We start from the raw sequence: 15943 nt of genomic DNA, 5'->3' as shown, positions 1-15943 counted from the left end.
GTGAGAGAATATGGGAAAATTGGGGAATGAACAATGATAAACGTCGCATCATTCACTAGTTCGAACGTCTAATGTGCAATTACGTGGTTCTAGTATTAGAAGATTGCTCTTTACAGCTTAGGCTTGCACTTCTTCTTCACTAATAACTGCGGATTTACATCAATCTTTGCTAACGAGATCTGGTAATCAAGAGCGACTAGTGTTTTGAGCGCATTTTTCAACGTTACTTTGGAAAAAAATGGAAGTTCATCAGGAATGTTTTTTGTTGTCGCAATAGCATAGACCACATGATAGTTGCTAGGATCAGGTCTATCTTTTGGCTCTTGAAGCTTGATTGATGCTGGCAACTTAGGATTCAACCTTTCTCGATACCATTCGTCTTTGATAAACGCTTCTGCCGCAACAAAGCCTTGAGAGAAAAGATGACTCAATGTGCTTGAGCTCCTATACAGCTTCACATGAATAAACTCGTTACCATTTCTAATCAGATCACAATGTTCTAATTTGTCGTAAATACCTCCAATCTTGATATTTTTCTTGTCCATAAGACAGAAACTAGAATCATTGGCAGCCACATGCTGGTTGTAATCCTCCTCCCTATCATGATTATAAATAGGGAACTGGTAAGGATGAACATTCAAACTCGCAAGGTAATCATCTACCCTAGTAACGAAATCTTGATTAACCTTGTACCAAATGCCGTTTCGCAAAATGTACTGGCCTGAACCATAGCTAATTTCTGCGTATAAGCAACGATATACAGGCCAACTCTTCACTGACTTATATTCACTATTGTTAACATGAACAACATGTTGTTTCATTGCTTCTACGCTGGGTGAAGCTCCTTCCAAGTGAGCAAGATAATCGTTTAAAGAAAGCACTACATGGCGATCTGCTCTTTGGGACATATGGAAGGAGTAACCAATTTGAGACTCCCAATCAACCACTTCAGGTTCACCTAACCAAAACCCATCGTATTGCCCTAGCTCAAAGTGACTATCGAGTTCCATATCGAGAACTTCTACCTCATCGAGATCTCGAACTCTGTTTATGTCTTCAACCCAACTAAACTTAGCCGGTAGTTTTGCTCGATAACGCTGCATAGACTCCAACAAAATCTTAGGAAGATTAGCTAAATCGGTTTTGACAGCAATGGTTAACGCATCACGGCCAGTTACATGACTTCCAAATAGCTCGACTTTAGAAGTTCCAGTAATGGCGTAAAGCATCTCACTTTCTGAATCGAGATGAAGATTAAATATATCCACATCTCTAGTACTCTGAGTTCTAGAATTCAAAGGGTTGTGGTCATAACTTGCTTTGTCCAGGCTTCTGAGTTTGTCTGGTTCGACTGAGTTCAAGGTCACCTTCAGCCCAAAATCTCGTTCAATAGCCTCTTGTTTAATTAGGTGAAATCCCATACCAAATGACAAAACGAAAGTAGAGCCAGCGACTCTCACCACCAGTACGGCTCCGACGTTGGAAGAGGTACCAAATTCTTGAGATTCAACTTGCTTGCTATCAGTAAAGATTTTTGTCCAAGGTGGCACAGTTTTAGGAGGCTGAATTTTAATGTACAGCTCGGCCAACTCTGTATCAGGCAAATCTAGCTGAATTGGCTTTTTCACATTATCCAATCTGATGAGTTCTGATATCGGTTTATGGCTATCTCGCGCGAGATAAATTGATAGCTTTTCCTTGCGAATTTTTGTGATTCGAGCCATATCCCTAAAGCCTTATCATTAATTAGTTTTAGAACATAAAAACAATAGAGTTCAAAGGCAGTATGAAATCAAGCTCACAAATCACAGTATTAAAACTTAAGTATTAGATTTTCTCTCTCCCATCGACTCAGTAAAGGATTTATCTTTTCCTCAACATGTGTAAACAACCAATTTTCTCTCATGGTATTAAGCTCTAACGTTAAAAATAATGTGCATAATTGAGCTTATCCCCCTCCAGAGCTCAATCCAAAAATCTTCAGGTATATGTCATCACAATGAAACCCCATCATTGATTCTGACAGGAGCCTGAAATGAATCCAAAAACATCCGATTACCAAAAGCAGCAACGCTATCAAGAAAATGAAATCCTAGAGCACGCCGCTGAGATACTAGCTAACCGCTACGTGCGTGGCGATGCCCTAACCAAACCTGAAGCCACCAAAGAGTATGTGCGCTGTAAGCTAGGTAGCTATGAGCGTGAAGTGTTTGCCTTATTGTTACTGGATAACCAAAATCGACTGATTGAATTTAAAGAGCTGTTTCATGGCACCGTAGATGCGGCCAGCGTCTATCCACGAGAAGTGGTGAAAGCAGTGTTAGAAGTGAATGCCTCAGCGGTGATATTTGCGCATAACCATCCATCCGGTGACTCAACGCCGTCTCAAGCCGATAGACGCATAACAGAAAGACTCAAAGATGCTTTAGCGCTGGTGGATGTCCGTGTCCTTGACCATATCGTGACAGGCAATACTTGCACCTCATTTGCTGAAAGGGGGTGGTTATGATTGAACAACATTATGGAGAGCTTTCTATTAATGATGCTTTACATGTGTCACTGGTAGCACTTCTTAATCGGTACATTCTCCCAGAGAACGCAGAGCGACTCGTACTGAACTGCCGCCAAATGAGTTACTACCGACATCGACAAGGTTTACATCCGATAGAGGTACAACTTAAACGAGAGTCAGCCTTTAGCCCTTGGCTGGTGGTGTTCTTTGCCAGCTTCTCTTATCCCGATGACAACAGTGTATCTGTTGAGCCTGAGTTGTACTTTCACCTGGCTAATTACTGGTGCTATCAGCCTGATGTAGGGAGCACGGATTTATCCCACCCTGAAGTCCAAGAGCTGCTCTCGGTATGGATGAAAGCCTTTGCTCGTCACCTTTCCAGAAACGTCTTTGATGACGTGCAGCTGACGATGGTCGGTACGTTCGACTAAATCCTAATCTCATTTCTTATTTGAATCCTGAAACAAGGAGGACTCACTATGTCCAAATTAACCTTCACTGCATCATCACTGCCAGTATCGAAACAACTGCACACCCTGCTAAGTGAGCAACTCACCGCTTATTTACTGAGTAATGAAACACTAACCACCAGCCGTTATCTGGTATTTAACTTTCGCGATAAAAGTTACAGCGCGGATGAAGGCGGTTTTCATCCGGTTGAAATTGCGATTTGCCAAACCTCAACAGGGGAATGGGGTATTGAGTACATCACCGACTTTGCTTACATGGGGAACCATTACCCTGAACTAGAGCGCAACTTGGATTTTGATTTTCGGGCTGGGCAGTTCTTTGTGGCCTATCGTGGCTGGCTACCGATACAAGGTAGCCGTGATGCTAAAGCGCTCTATCGATTGTGGGAGTGTAACTTTCTAGCTTATGTCGACATGGACTCTTACAACGAGATAGCCGTCACCCCGCAATAGCTCATGACTTCCCTTCTCCTTAATACCATTAAGCTTGTCACTGCTCTTATTACTTTGTTTACCTTCTCTCCTTTCTTTGGCGCTATTGGAACTCTAACGACGTTAGGGTTTCTGGTGGTGCTGTTGATTGGATTATTGGCAGTAATTGCAGAGCTCAGTGATAAGCATAAGCCTCGTTAATGTTAATCGGCTCACGCTTTAGTATTACCGATTGATGCAGTTTTCACCGTTGGACATTATGTGTCTGACTCACCTCTACTCTCCCGACATTAAATGTCCACCTCCGGTCTTGGAGCTTTGATGTATTGAGAGTGTAGTCATGAGCAATAAAACCAGCATTGAAGGGTTATCCGCTTTGCTGCACACGCTGATGCTTATTCCTCAACATCGTTGGATTACCGTTAGGGAGTTGCAGCAGCAGTTAGCCCTACTCGATATCCACCGCACCACGCGCAGCATTAAACGCTACCTTGATGAAGTCATTGTGGAGGTGTTTAACGTGGAGTGTGATTCGATGAGCATGCCCCATGTCTATCGGAAAACCTCTGAGCAATTATGGAAGCTCAACAAACAGGAAATGCTCTATTGGCAACTGACCAACAAGTACTTACTGCCGCTTGTTCCTGATGCACTGAATTATGGGCAAGGCCACTCCTCGGAGAGAGACAAACCCTTACTACACAAGGGTTCAGCTCATTCAAAAGAGCAAGCATGGTTAGCCAAAGTCCATGTGGCATTGCCCACTATTCGTGAGTGGAGTCATGAGCAGCGGCAAGTATTGAATGCAGTACACACTGCATTACTCAACAACCGTATGCTCAAGATATCGAGTCAAGTTTTGCAGCAAGAGAAAGCGCTCATCGAACCACTGGGACTCTCGGTTCAATGTGACGCGCTCTTGCTGCTTTTTCGATTATCCGGTCAACCCACGATACGCACCCTAGCTTTACCTTTGATTAATGAGGCCAGTGTATCGACGTTTTCTTTTATCTATCCCACTGATTTCGACTTAGAGCAGTTCATGCGTGAACACGCTGAAATCCGTGCATCCCAAATTTAACTCACCACTACGGAGAGATACCTATGAATACCTTAACTCGAACCATCATGATGTGCATGCTGATTCTCGGAGTCACCGCTTGTAGCGAACAGGAAGAAGCGAAAACCCTCACCGTCGACATCGAAGTGTCAACATCCACTAATCCACATTGGGGAACACTGACCTTTGATATTCAAGCTATCACTGACAGCACAGTAATAAGCAATGTCGTTATCAATCGAGGCAATTGCCGTCTACCCGCTGGTACAGCCTCAGAGCTCTCTAGAAACGTTTCATTGAAATTCGGTGAAACCTACACCGGATACAGCAACAACTGCACCGTAGACAGCTTGAAAGAAATCGAAGTCACCTCAAGTGCAGGCACCTTTGTTTACACCTTCTAACTCTCAACAAATCCGACTTTACCCAATAAGGAAACACTATGAGTCACACTACAACGAACATTCTCGTTCTACTCGCAACCCTAATCACACCTTTTGTTTTCGCTCAGGGAGGAGGAGCATTAGGAGGCAATCCATCCATAGAAACAGGTGCAGTCAACGTCAGCGTTGGAAAATGCACTCAATACAAGATGGAGGTCATAGCGGCACAGCAAGCAGGTAAAGACACATCGACCATTACGATTCCTGAAGGGTGTGAAGCTATCACTAAAAAGTAATACCACTAACAACGGCAAAAAAGACAATGGGGAGCAGTTACGCTCCCCACTATTTTTTTGATACTTAGAGTCAAGAGAACACCCTCAACTGTATAATCAAGACTCTACAAACTGAAGGCCCATAACCCAATCAGACACTTTGACAAAATTAAGCGTATCCACGTCGTGTTTCTTGAATGCTTTCACCACTTTCTCATGAACAATAATATGAGGGTAATCGCTGAATTTTGGCATAAAGACCAAACGCTCTTTCTCTGGTATCGCTGACAGCTTGTCATCATCCAAGCAATATTGGTCAATTGTGTGTCTGGTATCTTCCGGGTCATAATCATCAATCTGACACTTTTCTAAATTCAAAACATCCATCTTTTGGAATAAGTTAAATGCCCAATAACTGTCATGATACTTACCGTGGTCATCAACAATGATAGCTGGATACAGCTGAAAACAATCATTGCTAATATCACCTAAAGACTGTTTAACTTCATCCGCAATCACTGGGTAAGTAGAATCCAAGTGTGCTTTTGTAATCGGCCTAGATATTCCTCTCGCCAAGTCTTCCTCACGATAACCATTTTCAAAAAACATAGGTTCATTACCACTTAGCTTCGTAAACTCATAGTCACGATGGTCGGACCTATCATGTGTCGTGAGGTACAAAGTATTTTCATCATAGCTTTTAAAAACAATATAGTATTGGTCGTTATATTGGCTCATTGTCCTACCTTTGGTTTCCATCTGGTGCTTTGGTACGTGATCGTTTTGGTATTCCATGGAGAACTACTGGTTTGATAGCGCTTGTCTTTGCCATCTCTATTGGCCCCTTTATAGTGGAGTCGATCATTTGCGCAGTAAGTATCTTGTTGGCTCTCCGCTTCGTTGATATCGAATTGACAGGCACACCCTGGGCCCCCTGGAATAAAGTAATGGGAAATTTTGGTCAACGGCAGTGAAAAAAATTGCCCTTTTTCAATTTTATTAATTTTCTTTAGCACTTTACGGCTAATCGGGTCTAGCAGCTTATGTATTTCTGACTCGGTTTCTGTTTCTTTAGTCTTACCGTAACACTTTTTTATACTTTTTCTTATTTCTGGGTCTTTTAGCTCTCCAGAAACATAATCATGGTATGGTTCTTCCCTAGGACGACTAAAGGTATGATCGCCACGATGCAGTTGGCAATGAAGCTGACACGCCCCCGGCAGTGTGGCAGGAAGCCCAACCAAGTTTGAAAGCTGATTGATATCATAGCCCTTATTGACTAGATTTTTTCCCAATTTGCTTATCTTCACCGCTTCTGCCGAAATCAGATGATGGGTATCCATATGGATACCATTGTTAAAAGGGTGCTCAGATAACTTTTTTACGTTGTTTACCCAGCGCTTACGATAGCCTTTTTTTTCAATTATGCCGTTAACAAAATCGGACTCGGCCGCTTCCTGACTCATCAGTGTGCCCATAGATAACTCATCCTATACGTAATCAATTTCACCCCGGTACAGCCGAGGTGTGTTATGTTCTTCACTCTTACACAGTCGACATTTACCGTTTCTAGGCTCATGCTCCTCTTCCACTTGAGCGGTATCATTAACCCGTTTGTCTGGTATGGCTGATTTACGGCGCAATGCCAAATGGCCCGCTAACTTGTCGTAATCTGGTAAGATATCGACTAAGCCATCGACGGTGCTGGTAAAGGTTTTTAGTGCTTGTGCGGCGTGAGAGACTGCCCCAACCTTTTTAACACCCATGGTAAATTTCGCTGTGACCGTCGCAATTCTGGCGGCTGCCCCTGCTGGCCCCGTTAGTAAGCCAATCACTATGGTTAACACCACTTCAATGGCAATGTACGCTGCCGCTTTACCCACGTAGTAGAAATAGAAGTTAGGTGGGATAGCTTCAATAATGAGATTGAGGTAAGTAAAGAAAGGCAAGATGCTGTTGTCATCATTAATCAACGCCAAAGCTTTAGGGAAAAACTCACTCTCCTTGATTTCCATTGCCCACTCAGGGTCAAACTCCATCACGACAGTGTCAACGAACTTTTCTACGCCTTTTACATCGTTGTTGGTAAAGAGCGTAGGCAAATTCCAAATCGCTTCTCTGTGTCTTGCAATACACTTAATCTTGCGTGCAATATCATCTGAGCCTTCATTCCACCAAAGCTGCACATCATCAATAGCCTCATCAATGCTCTCGTACGCATCCACACTGGCTGCAATGAGCAGGTTAGGCGCTATACTGGAAATATAAGCCGCCTGTTTTACCCAGCTTGGTAAATCGCTTTGAGCTAACTGAGCCTCCGTTCCTTTCATCGCATCGGCGGTGTACTTTTCCAATGCACTGTATTTTTGATTGGCGTAAATATAGAGCTTATCAAAACCATCGGTGGTGGCATTGGCTAGAGTATGGCCCATCTCGCCCCAGACTTGGGGAGAGAAAAGTTCCACCACATCAGCTCCCCAAGCTTTCGCCCCTTCAAGCACACCATCACCCAAACAGAGTACGCCTTCTTCGTCCCATTGTTTCTGGAAACCTGACATATCCTGAGCAACGGTGTTTAAAAGGCCATCCAAATAGGTCTCTATCGCTTCTTGTTGCTTTGCAATCTTATCTTCAATGCCCGGCTCACCTTCATACTCGATAGTGACAGAATTAGTGTTAGGCTTGAGGTCGTCGACCACCACCACTCCTCCTTCTGTCTTCTGAGTCTCCAACGCCAGACCCATCGTTTCTGATACTGTACTTCTTTGTGGCGATGGGTTGAGCTCTAACTTGTCTTTATGGGGAACGGAGCCATTGGCTATCACTTTGAGGTTTTGGGCGTAAACAGGCGTTCCCCACAGGTCATCGTGAACGGCACGGATCTTAATCCACTTCTGCTCCTCTAAATCTATCTTCGGTATCGCATTCACCACCACTTCAATCGTTCCTGCTTCGGCAGAATAAACATGGTCAGGCGCTTGAATGACCGAGACATCCGACACATCTCTCATAAGTTGGCTAGCTTTCTTCTCCATACGCTTGAAAGCTTGGCTGAGGTTATCAGACAGCTTTTTAGCATAAGTATCAATGGTACTGACATGCTTCTCATAGATATCAGAAGACAAGTAAACGTAATTCAACCGACTGGCTTCTGACTTCAGGGATTCGACACGCCCCTTTATCTTACTAAGCAGACCTTCAAGCTCAGAGTTAAGTGTCTTCTTCGCCTTATCCCAAGGGTAGCTGTTGATGAAAACCTGTGGATTACCTTTGCCACGAGCGCGCATGTAAGCCAGCATACGGTCAGCCGTTTCATGCTTAGGTAAACGAAATAAGACAGAGAGTATTTCCCCTTCTTCCATCACCATAGGTAGGCCGTTCGCCAGTACACTGTCAAAACTGGTATCAGAGAGACTATCAATTCCCGCGATTAGCGATTCTGCCAATACGCTGAACTGAAAATCAGGGTGTCTAAATTCAAAGTGGGCTTTCGTTTCTGCTTTCACAATATCGGCAAAATACCGGTCAGCGGTGAGGCTAGGCCCCATGGTTCCCCAGCCTTCTACTGGCGGGGCAATACGGTTCGGGTGCCAGAAGGTTTGCTGTCCCTGAGCAGACCTATCAAAAAAGTCATAGTCATTGTAATCCGGCAAGTAGTGCGGGTTGGTGATACGAACAGGGGTCGTGACAAACTCATCCGTACTTTCTTTAGCCAGAATTTTGATTTGACCGGGCTTTAAGCCTGATACTTTGCTTTTGCCAGAGTCATCAAAATGACCGGGAGACAGAGCTCCACCAGAGACATCGGTAATATCAAAGTCGGCGTTCATGAGAAGCACGCCATCCGGGTATCTGGCCTTAACGTAGACGGTGTAAGTCCCTTCTTCATCTTCATTGACCGTTACGGCTGGGTTTTGAACCCCGCCGAGGCACATGGTGTTGGCCTTATTCATGGTCATTTGGTCAGAAAGCCTTGCCACACCTTTCCCTTCGATAATGACATTCGGTGACGCGGATATAAATTCAGCCTCGGATTCAATCGTGCCCGATGCCACGCCTTTTTTGTCCCCGCCCGCATCGCCTGTGCTCTTAGCAAACTTACTGCCCTTTAAGGCAATACTGTTGCCGCCATCTGCGGTGACGGTCGTCGTGCCTTCCACTAGATCCGCTGACTTGGCGTTGTTTCCATAAGGGATAGGGACTACTGCGTTGCCGACGGTTGTAAGACACACATCAGGTAAAGTGGCATTAGCCTCGCCGCCAGAGCCTTTGTGAACGATGCTCAAGCCGTTCGCATTGATGGTGACTGACATATTTACTCCTTATTAAGCTCGGTCAGTTCAGTGTGATTTTTGAACCTTGGATTTTGTGGACTTTTTCAGCACGACTTGAGATGTGTGTAGCCTTCGTCGTAATGCGACCATCATTGCCACTGAACTTAGTTGCGACCTCGCCAGATCTAATCGTGACTTCTTCTTTGCCTTCCAGAACCACACGTTTGGCTTTGATGACGAGCTCTTGTTGTTCCGCTAACGAAAGGTAAATGTCCGTGAGAATAGGCACATCCAAATCCTCACCAACGAACTCAATACGGCAATCAAGCTGGTTGTCTATTGCCAAATAAATCTCTGAACGAGTGAAACCACGACCTAAAGCAGCCCAGACGGGTTGCCCGTAGGCATTCCCATAAAAATCCACTTTCACACGATGGTTTTCAGGGTGGATTTCTTTTACCCATCCGATACGGGCTTGTTTTTTTGAAGTCTGTTCAGCAGAGTTAGACAAGGTGTTCAATATAGAGCGCTCCCAGTACATTTGGAGAGGAAATATAACATCGCATTGGCATGCGCCCCACTGACGGAATTGCTGCGATATCAGGGGAATCAACGGTAAATACCCACCAATAAGCCTGACCATTTACTAAAGAATTAGTGATTACACATTAAACACCTTTACTTTCGTCAGCCCACTCTCTTGGGCGGTGTGTTTCTAACGTGATAAGACTCACATTAAATTTGCAGTGCTCCAACTGTACTCATTCTCTTCTCAGGTCTTTCGTCGCAATTCATCGATATTGAGTTATATGTTATCGATAAAAAAACAGAATAAGAGTGCGCGGAGTGATAATGACAATACTCCGCTTTTTAACCCAGAACTTTCTATTCAGTAGCGGCTTCAACCGCTAACAAGTCCGCTCTTTCATTCCTTTCAATACCAGAGTGCGCTTTGACCTTAAAACTTTCTAGAACTCAACTCATCCACTTGTTGCCACAGTTGGCGGTTTTTGACGGATTTCTTATCCGCACGACACCAACCTCGGTCTTTCCAATCGTCCATCCAGATACTGAAACCTTTCACACAGTAATCACAGTCCGAATAGATAACATCCTCATCCTCTGCGCATTCCAAGGCTTCGATTAAGGCCAGTAGATTAAGCTCAGAATTGTCGGTTTGTCGGTTTGTCGGTTTGTCGATTGATGGTGAAGCTCTCTTCATGAACAATCTCATTGTCTTAATCTATGACCACCAGCCCAATGCCTCCTCGCGTACATCCGTGTTGGTTTTTGGTGCTGCGCCGTCTACGTAAATTGAATAACTCATTTTTTTATCTCTCTAATTGAAGAAGGGCGCATGACTTTACTTAGCCAGCGCCCTATAGATGGTGTGATTTGATGTTTGTATTACTGAAAAGATTCTTGGTTATCTCGCTTACTGAGACATAATTCCATCCATTCCTCGATTTCACTTTCTACCCATGCAACAGCTCTATCACCTAAGCTAATCGTTGTAGGGAAATCTTCGTCCTTCATTTTGCGATAGATAGCTGAACGGCTAAGGGCTGTTTTCTCCATTACTTCTTTTAGTCTTAAAAATCTCATGGGAAATCTCCTATCTGTATATACCCATGAGAAAAGCCGTCACAGTAAAAAAGTAAGTTTTCGCGCCACCACTGCTTTATGCGTGGTACTTAAAACACAATAGACTTACTTAGATTTATTCATATCTTCACCGCCTCGCCTTAGGTTGTTGCTATAAAAGTGAAAGGCCGTCCCGTAGAGTTAGCAAAACCCTAATTAACAAAGAGTTCGGACAATTTTAGGACGACTTTCACCATAAACTCATACTTTGTTTCTAATACATTTCTCAGGGGGGCCTAAGCTACTCACACGATAGTCAACCTTCTCTTTTCAATCTAAATCCGATACCAGATATACGTTATTGATGAAAAGCCGTTTACCTTCGGCTGGTCCCAAAGTTCTTCTTCCTATTGCCATATTCTTTAGTTCTTACTTTCGCAAAATAGCTAATCCTGTAAAACAGCCTTTCTAACTCCCTATCGAACTGCTCAGAACCTCGCTTCAAGTAATAAGTAGGGTTTTCGGGAAAGTGAACTAAAAATGAAGACTCTTCCACATCTACATCAAGGGCTGTTGCCCATGCTTTTTTAATCATGTGGGAAAGGTTACCGCTGCTTTGATAATTCCCAAGAAAGGCATAGCTATCTTTGTTGAAAAACAAAACCATATGGTAGTGTTGATTCAACGCAGTATCTTTTTCTTTTACCCATGCATAACGAACCCTGCATTGATGAACTCGCTTACCGCTTCGCTTTTTTCGCTTGGTATCAGCTTCTATTTGGGAGATCAGTGATGCAATAAACTCAGATATCACTAGTGAGTTAGGTCCAGCTAAATATGAACCAATTCTTAAGTCAACTCGTACTGCTGTTGTCCTAGGGTGGTCTTCTAGTGCCTTGTCTATGGTTTCGTACATTCTAGATAGATAGTTAACGATAACGCCTTCGTCGCATTGCATTATTCGCAATCCATTAAAGCTTCTTCTATGCGTTATTCCTAGGTTTCGATTTCGTTTATGTCTCTTGTTCATTGTCTATACCTCTTTTGTTGTTTTCGCATAGGTATTGGTGACAATGTAATTTTTAATGGTGTTACTAAAGCTTATACATACTAGACAAACCGACATCAGAGATTTATGAATCGACTGAGCCTATCAAGTCCCAGAGAACTTTCAATCGAACTGCTGCTTACCAAGCATAAAAGTACCTTACAAAACACAAAAACTGATGATAATGGCAAAACACTCAACTCTGACATAAAATGAACTTTGCATAATTTTTCATTTCTGATATAACTACCCATATGAAATAACGGCTACCGTTATTTTTTACAGGGTGATACATAGAGCATTGCTAAGAGTACTGGTTCTTTCTATACGATTGAAGTTCGAACAAAGATAAATTCTTCCATTAGCACCTTCACCACGAACGCCAGCTTTCGAAGTTAATTTTTGAGAAGAATCACCATAGAACAAAAGACAGCTGCCATATCACCGACACAATTCCGACACTACCCCTACTTATTTCAGTCACAAAACATACTAATTTCCGTCGTAAAACCGATAGTTTCTTGATAACTTAACTTCACTATTTTAATAATGGTATTTAGATAGAAATGAGTTACTCTAGCTTCAAAACATACTCTAACGACACCGAGAGAAACCTTAGGACATACATAAGATATTTGAATAAAAATTCAGATAAAGGTGATGTTACGGCAGTCGAAAATTTACATAATCTGGATAAGAAAAAACTCAAGAATATTTTCACAGAAGAAGTTTCTAAAAGGCTAGACATCACGAGTGATGACTTGAAGGAAGGAAGACTCGACTATGACGTTGAGGCTGAACTTGGGCAAATATTAATAGATTTATATGATTTAAAGACCGAGACATCTTATGTCGAAAGCAAGCTGACTTGGGTTACAGAAAGCGAAAATACTAGGGCCGCTTATTTTTTCTTGTCTGTGTTTAAGATGATGGTTAAGAATAACGAACGCTATTTTTCTTATCCTGCTATCTACCTATCTACTTGTGAGAATACCAAAGGAGATACTGATGAAGATGGGCCGCATAAAGAAGGCTCTAGAGATAGCTCTTCAGGTTCTCTAAACCGTATTAGGAACATTCGTAAAAGTAAGTATTTTCAGCTCACCAGAAACATAGATACGGACTTTGAAGCCATAAATAGCATACTCAAAATTTGTCCTAACAAAAGTGACAGTTTTAGGGGGGAGTTAATGGAGTGCCTCGAGAATTATAGTACTCATCGTGATTTTATCGGGGAACGAGGTTTTACTGAGATAGTTGATTCTATTGAAACAGTTTATGACAGAATGGTTAGAGAACTATCTACAATAAACTGGGATATACTGAAAGAGAAAGATGAAAGGATGGTCGATTGGTTATATGCGATATTGACCAAAAAATATGAATACATACCTCTTAGCCCAACTGAGGATCTAGAGAAGAAAAAGTCAAGCATTCGAAATATCATTGATATCCTCTATGTGACTAATGAAAAAGAAGACTTCGAAAAAATAACCAAATATATTAGAGATAGTTTTTCCAGAAAGAAAAATTCTCTAGCTGTTTGTACGATTGAGCTGGATCAAGAACGCCTAGATAAACTAGTTAAACTAGCTGGTGGGTCTAAGGGTAAGGTCAAGATTCAGAAAACGCTATTCAAGTTAATTGATTCAGCTTGTAAGTAAAGCCTATCATTTTTCCTATTACCAGATTTCTTAGGAACCAAAGTAGGAACCGAAATAAAAATCAAACCATAATTTATTATTAATAATCAAACAACTAAACTACAAGATCAACTTACGCCAGCCCACCAAACGTTTGGAAAGGCGCTAGCTCAGAGAGCTAGCGCCTTTTTTATTATCCCGCGACGATATCAATGCGAAGCCTAATCGATCCCCAAAAACAGAGTGCAAGATATAAATCAAAAGCCATCGTCAACCTAGCTATGTGCAAGGCACACTAGTATTCACATTTTTCCAATACCGTACTTAATTTCATTGCCAAGGTCATCAAGCACATCCCCTAGGTAATTTTCCACTTTTTCCTCAACAAGCTCATCTGACTCCTCAAAGTAAGCAAGGTGATAAATTGCATCTCCTTGATTGACGAGAGGTAAGGTTTGTTGACCAATGATTATCCCTCCTTGAGCGGCTTTCACGGCCACTTCATCATTTCCAAGCGGATCACTAATAATGGCTAACACCTGCCCTTTGTCCACTTTTTGCCCAAGTGCGACATGAGAACGTAAGATTCCATCAAATTCAGCTCTCACCCAGCGTGTAGCTCTTGCAACGACCGGGGAGCGCGCGTGAGATAACTTCCCATGGGGTAACATAGAAAGGTGCCGCATAACTCTCTGTACCCCCCGAATCCCCGCTGTTATCGCAAAAGGTTCAAACCTCAGCGCCTCACCCGCTTCATAAGTAATGACAGAAATACCTGCCTTTTCTGCCTCTGCACGTAAAGAACCATCACGAAGTGAGGCATCTATGACAACCGGCGTACCGAATGCCATCGCCATTTCTGCAGACACAGCATGATTCATGTTGACTCTTATCTGAGGTAAATTTGTTCTATGGATAGCAGCGGTATGTAAATCGATGATGTGAGTAGATTTTTTTACGATATCGTTAAAGAAATAGTGAGCAATCCTTCCCGCAATTGAGCCTCGCGGAGAGCCGGGAAACATCCGATTTAGATCTCTTCTGTCTGGTAAGTATCTCGACTTTTGAACAAACCCAAACACATTGACCACTGGCACCGCGACTAGCGTACCTTTCAATTTCTTAGGGTCGGTCTTAGCAATCAGCTGTCTGACAATTTCAACACCATTGAGTTCATCACCATGAATCGCCGCACTAACCAAGAGCGTAGGGCCTGCAAGGCGACCATTGACAATTTCAACCGTAACAGAGAGAGTGGAATGTGTATATAAACGTGCCACTTCGAAGTCGATAGTTTGAGTTTCGCCGGGCATAACTACAGCATCGCCGCAATGAAATGGCTGATTTTTACTAACCTTTGCCACGAGTTTTTGTCCTATGTGGGCTGGCATTTTTCTCAATGTACTGAATGATCATCCCCGCAACATCTTTCCCCGTAGCGGTTTCTATACCTTCCAAACCAGGAGAAGAGTTCACTTCCATGACCAGAGGACCACGCTCAGAACGTAAAAGGTCGACACCAGCAACATTGAGCCCCATAACTTTAGCTGCATCAACAGCCGTTTTTCTCTCTGCGGGCGTGATTTTAATGAGGGATGCATTGCCTCCCCGATGTAAATTCGATCTAAACTCTCCGGGTTGGGCTTGACGTTTCATCGCAGCGATCACTTTGTCACCAATCACAAAGCAGCGGATATCTGCTCCTCCGGACTCTTTTATGTACTCTTGTACCATGATATTGGCTTTAAGCCCCATAAAAGCCTCAATAACACTTTCTGCCGCTTTTTGAGTTTCCGCGAGCACAACACCAATCCCTTGTGTCCCCTCTAAGAGCTTGATGACAAGTGGCGCCCCTCCAACCATTTTTATTAGATCTTTAATATCGCTTGGTTTACTGGCAAAACCTGTAATAGGCATACCTATATTCTTCCGAGAGAGTAATTGCAACGAACGTAATTTATCCCTTGATCTAGTTATCGCGACGGACTCATTAACGGGAAATACTCCCATCATTTCGAATTGCCGTAGAACCGCACAGCCATAAAAGGTAACAGATGAACCAATGCGAGGAATAATCGCATCCAAACCGGCTAGCTCTTCTCCTTTGAGGTGGATAGATGGAGAATGAGAATTTATGTTCATGTAACACCTAAGTGCATCAATCACTTTAGGGTCATGGCCTCGTTCTCTACATGCTTCGATTAACCTCTTCGTTGAATAAAGGTTCTTATTCCTAGATAAAATTCCTATTTTCACAATGCA

The 15943-nt window shown here is 42.9% G+C and carries 17 protein-coding genes and 1 pseudogene; 8 read left to right on the top strand and 10 right to left on the bottom strand.

Translation table 11 applies throughout. From position 1 onward, the window contains the following. Positions 1-110 precede the first annotated feature (110 nt). Positions 111-1724, bottom strand: coding sequence for a TIGR04141 family sporadically distributed protein (locus L1D31_RS12825; RefSeq protein ID WP_239837501.1), 1614 nt, complete (start codon positions 1722-1724; stop codon positions 111-113). A 311-nt stretch (positions 1725-2035) separates the two neighbouring features. On the opposite strand from L1D31_RS12825, the gene radC reads away from it, so the two are divergent. From radC to L1D31_RS12790, 7 genes are all read left to right on the top strand, one after another. Continuing rightward, the gene (radC, locus tag L1D31_RS12820) at positions 2036-2509 is read left to right on the top strand and encodes a DNA repair protein RadC (RefSeq protein ID WP_239837500.1); all 474 of its coding nucleotides are present in this window, start codon (positions 2036-2038) and stop codon (positions 2507-2509) included. Continuing rightward, positions 2506-2943, top strand: coding sequence for a DUF2787 domain-containing protein (locus L1D31_RS12815; protein ID WP_239837499.1), 438 nt, complete (start codon positions 2506-2508; stop codon positions 2941-2943). Before radC ends, L1D31_RS12815 begins: the two co-directional genes overlap by 4 nt. A gap of 48 nt (positions 2944-2991) precedes the next feature. Next, a complete protein-coding gene (locus L1D31_RS12810; RefSeq protein ID WP_239837498.1) occupies positions 2992-3435 on the top strand; it encodes a DUF2787 domain-containing protein in 444 nt (147 codons plus the stop codon). Between the two features lie 3 nt (positions 3436-3438). Next, positions 3439-3615: a hypothetical protein gene (locus L1D31_RS12805; RefSeq protein WP_171354857.1), complete on the top strand. Its 177-nt coding sequence runs from the start codon at positions 3439-3441 to the stop codon at positions 3613-3615. Positions 3616-3754: 139 nt separating this feature from the next. Beyond that, on the top strand, positions 3755-4495 hold the full coding sequence (locus L1D31_RS12800; protein WP_239837497.1) for a WYL domain-containing protein: 741 nt from the start codon (positions 3755-3757) through the stop codon (positions 4493-4495). Between the two features lie 23 nt (positions 4496-4518). Beyond that, positions 4519-4878, top strand: a complete 360-nt coding sequence (locus tag L1D31_RS12795) for a hypothetical protein (protein ID WP_239837496.1) — start codon at positions 4519-4521, stop codon at positions 4876-4878. Positions 4879-4916: 38 nt separating this feature from the next. Then, positions 4917-5153 carry a hypothetical protein gene (locus tag L1D31_RS12790; RefSeq protein ID WP_239837495.1) on the top strand — a complete coding sequence of 79 codons (237 nt, stop codon included), beginning with the start codon at positions 4917-4919 and terminating at the stop codon, positions 5151-5153. Between the two features lie 96 nt (positions 5154-5249). On the opposite strand, the gene L1D31_RS12785 is transcribed toward L1D31_RS12790, so the two are convergent. From L1D31_RS12785 to L1D31_RS12755, 7 genes and pseudogenes are all read right to left on the bottom strand, one after another. Further along, positions 5250-5870, bottom strand: a complete 621-nt coding sequence (locus L1D31_RS12785) for a hypothetical protein (RefSeq protein ID WP_239837494.1) — start codon at positions 5868-5870, stop codon at positions 5250-5252. Then, on the bottom strand, positions 5867-6610 hold the full coding sequence (locus tag L1D31_RS12780) for an AHH domain-containing protein (RefSeq protein ID WP_239837493.1): 744 nt from the start codon (positions 6608-6610) through the stop codon (positions 5867-5869). Before L1D31_RS12780 ends, L1D31_RS12785 begins: the two co-directional genes overlap by 4 nt. A gap of 12 nt (positions 6611-6622) precedes the next feature. After that, complete coding sequence (locus L1D31_RS12775) at positions 6623-9445, bottom strand: PAAR-like domain-containing protein (RefSeq protein ID WP_239837492.1); 2823 nt, start codon at positions 9443-9445, stop codon at positions 6623-6625. A 22-nt stretch (positions 9446-9467) separates the two neighbouring features. Further along, positions 9468-9926 (bottom strand): hypothetical protein, encoded by a 459-nt coding sequence (locus L1D31_RS12770; protein ID WP_239837491.1) that lies wholly within the window; start codon positions 9924-9926, stop codon positions 9468-9470. A 365-nt stretch (positions 9927-10291) separates the two neighbouring features. Next, a pseudogene (locus L1D31_RS12765) lies at positions 10292-10733 on the bottom strand (RNase H family protein). Between the two features lie 80 nt (positions 10734-10813). After that, a complete protein-coding gene (locus L1D31_RS12760; RefSeq protein WP_038156507.1) occupies positions 10814-11011 on the bottom strand; it encodes an AlpA family transcriptional regulator in 198 nt (65 codons plus the stop codon). 355 nt (positions 11012-11366) lie between these two features. Then, positions 11367-12020 (bottom strand): inovirus Gp2 family protein, encoded by a 654-nt coding sequence (locus L1D31_RS12755; RefSeq protein ID WP_172854557.1) that lies wholly within the window; start codon positions 12018-12020, stop codon positions 11367-11369. Positions 12021-12673: 653 nt separating this feature from the next. Between L1D31_RS12755 and L1D31_RS12750 the strand changes: the two genes are divergently transcribed. Further along, entirely contained in the window at positions 12674-13702 is a 1029-nt protein-coding gene (locus L1D31_RS12750) for a hypothetical protein (protein WP_239837490.1), read from the top strand. A gap of 281 nt (positions 13703-13983) precedes the next feature. Here L1D31_RS12750 and L1D31_RS12745 read toward each other — a convergent pair whose 3' ends face one another. Both L1D31_RS12745 and rimK read right to left on the bottom strand, forming a co-directional pair. Further along, a complete protein-coding gene (locus tag L1D31_RS12745; protein ID WP_239837644.1) occupies positions 13984-14994 on the bottom strand; it encodes a succinylglutamate desuccinylase/aspartoacylase family protein in 1011 nt (336 codons plus the stop codon). 37 nt (positions 14995-15031) lie between these two features. After that, positions 15032-15937: a 30S ribosomal protein S6--L-glutamate ligase gene (gene rimK, locus L1D31_RS12740; RefSeq protein WP_239837489.1), complete on the bottom strand. Its 906-nt coding sequence runs from the start codon at positions 15935-15937 to the stop codon at positions 15032-15034. Positions 15938-15943 lie beyond the last annotated feature (6 nt).

This window comes from Vibrio sp. Isolate23 (assembly GCF_022398095.1).
Lineage (GTDB): Bacteria > Pseudomonadota > Gammaproteobacteria > Enterobacterales > Vibrionaceae > Vibrio > Vibrio coralliilyticus_A.
The sequence above is the reverse complement of the archived record's forward strand: the minus strand, read 5'-3'. Positions and strand labels throughout refer to the sequence as shown.

Excerpts from the sequence above, each read along its gene's own strand:
- L1D31_RS12780 (WP_239837493.1), bottom strand. The coding sequence starts at position 6,610 with ATGGGCACACTGATGAGTCAGGAAGCGGCCGAGTCCGATTTTGTTAAC.
- L1D31_RS12825 (WP_239837501.1), bottom strand. The coding sequence starts at position 1,724 with ATGGCTCGAATCACAAAAATTCGCAAGGAAAAGCTATCAATTTATCTC.
- radC (WP_239837500.1), top strand. The coding sequence starts at position 2,036 with ATGAATCCAAAAACATCCGATTACCAAAAGCAGCAACGCTATCAAGAA.
- L1D31_RS12745 (WP_239837644.1), bottom strand. The coding sequence starts at position 14,994 with ATGCCCGGCGAAACTCAAACTATCGACTTCGAAGTGGCACGTTTATAT.
- L1D31_RS12795 (WP_239837496.1), top strand. The coding sequence starts at position 4,519 with ATGAATACCTTAACTCGAACCATCATGATGTGCATGCTGATTCTCGGA.
- L1D31_RS12755 (WP_172854557.1), bottom strand. The coding sequence starts at position 12,020 with ATGAACAAGAGACATAAACGAAATCGAAACCTAGGAATAACGCATAGA.
- L1D31_RS12790 (WP_239837495.1), top strand. The coding sequence starts at position 4,917 with ATGAGTCACACTACAACGAACATTCTCGTTCTACTCGCAACCCTAATC.
- L1D31_RS12805 (WP_171354857.1), top strand. The coding sequence starts at position 3,439 with ATGACTTCCCTTCTCCTTAATACCATTAAGCTTGTCACTGCTCTTATT.
- L1D31_RS12800 (WP_239837497.1), top strand. The coding sequence starts at position 3,755 with ATGAGCAATAAAACCAGCATTGAAGGGTTATCCGCTTTGCTGCACACG.
- L1D31_RS12815 (WP_239837499.1), top strand. The coding sequence starts at position 2,506 with ATGATTGAACAACATTATGGAGAGCTTTCTATTAATGATGCTTTACAT.
- L1D31_RS12760 (WP_038156507.1), bottom strand. The coding sequence starts at position 11,011 with ATGAGATTTTTAAGACTAAAAGAAGTAATGGAGAAAACAGCCCTTAGC.
- L1D31_RS12785 (WP_239837494.1), bottom strand. The coding sequence starts at position 5,870 with ATGAGCCAATATAACGACCAATACTATATTGTTTTTAAAAGCTATGAT.
- L1D31_RS12775 (WP_239837492.1), bottom strand. The coding sequence starts at position 9,445 with ATGTCAGTCACCATCAATGCGAACGGCTTGAGCATCGTTCACAAAGGC.
- L1D31_RS12810 (WP_239837498.1), top strand. The coding sequence starts at position 2,992 with ATGTCCAAATTAACCTTCACTGCATCATCACTGCCAGTATCGAAACAA.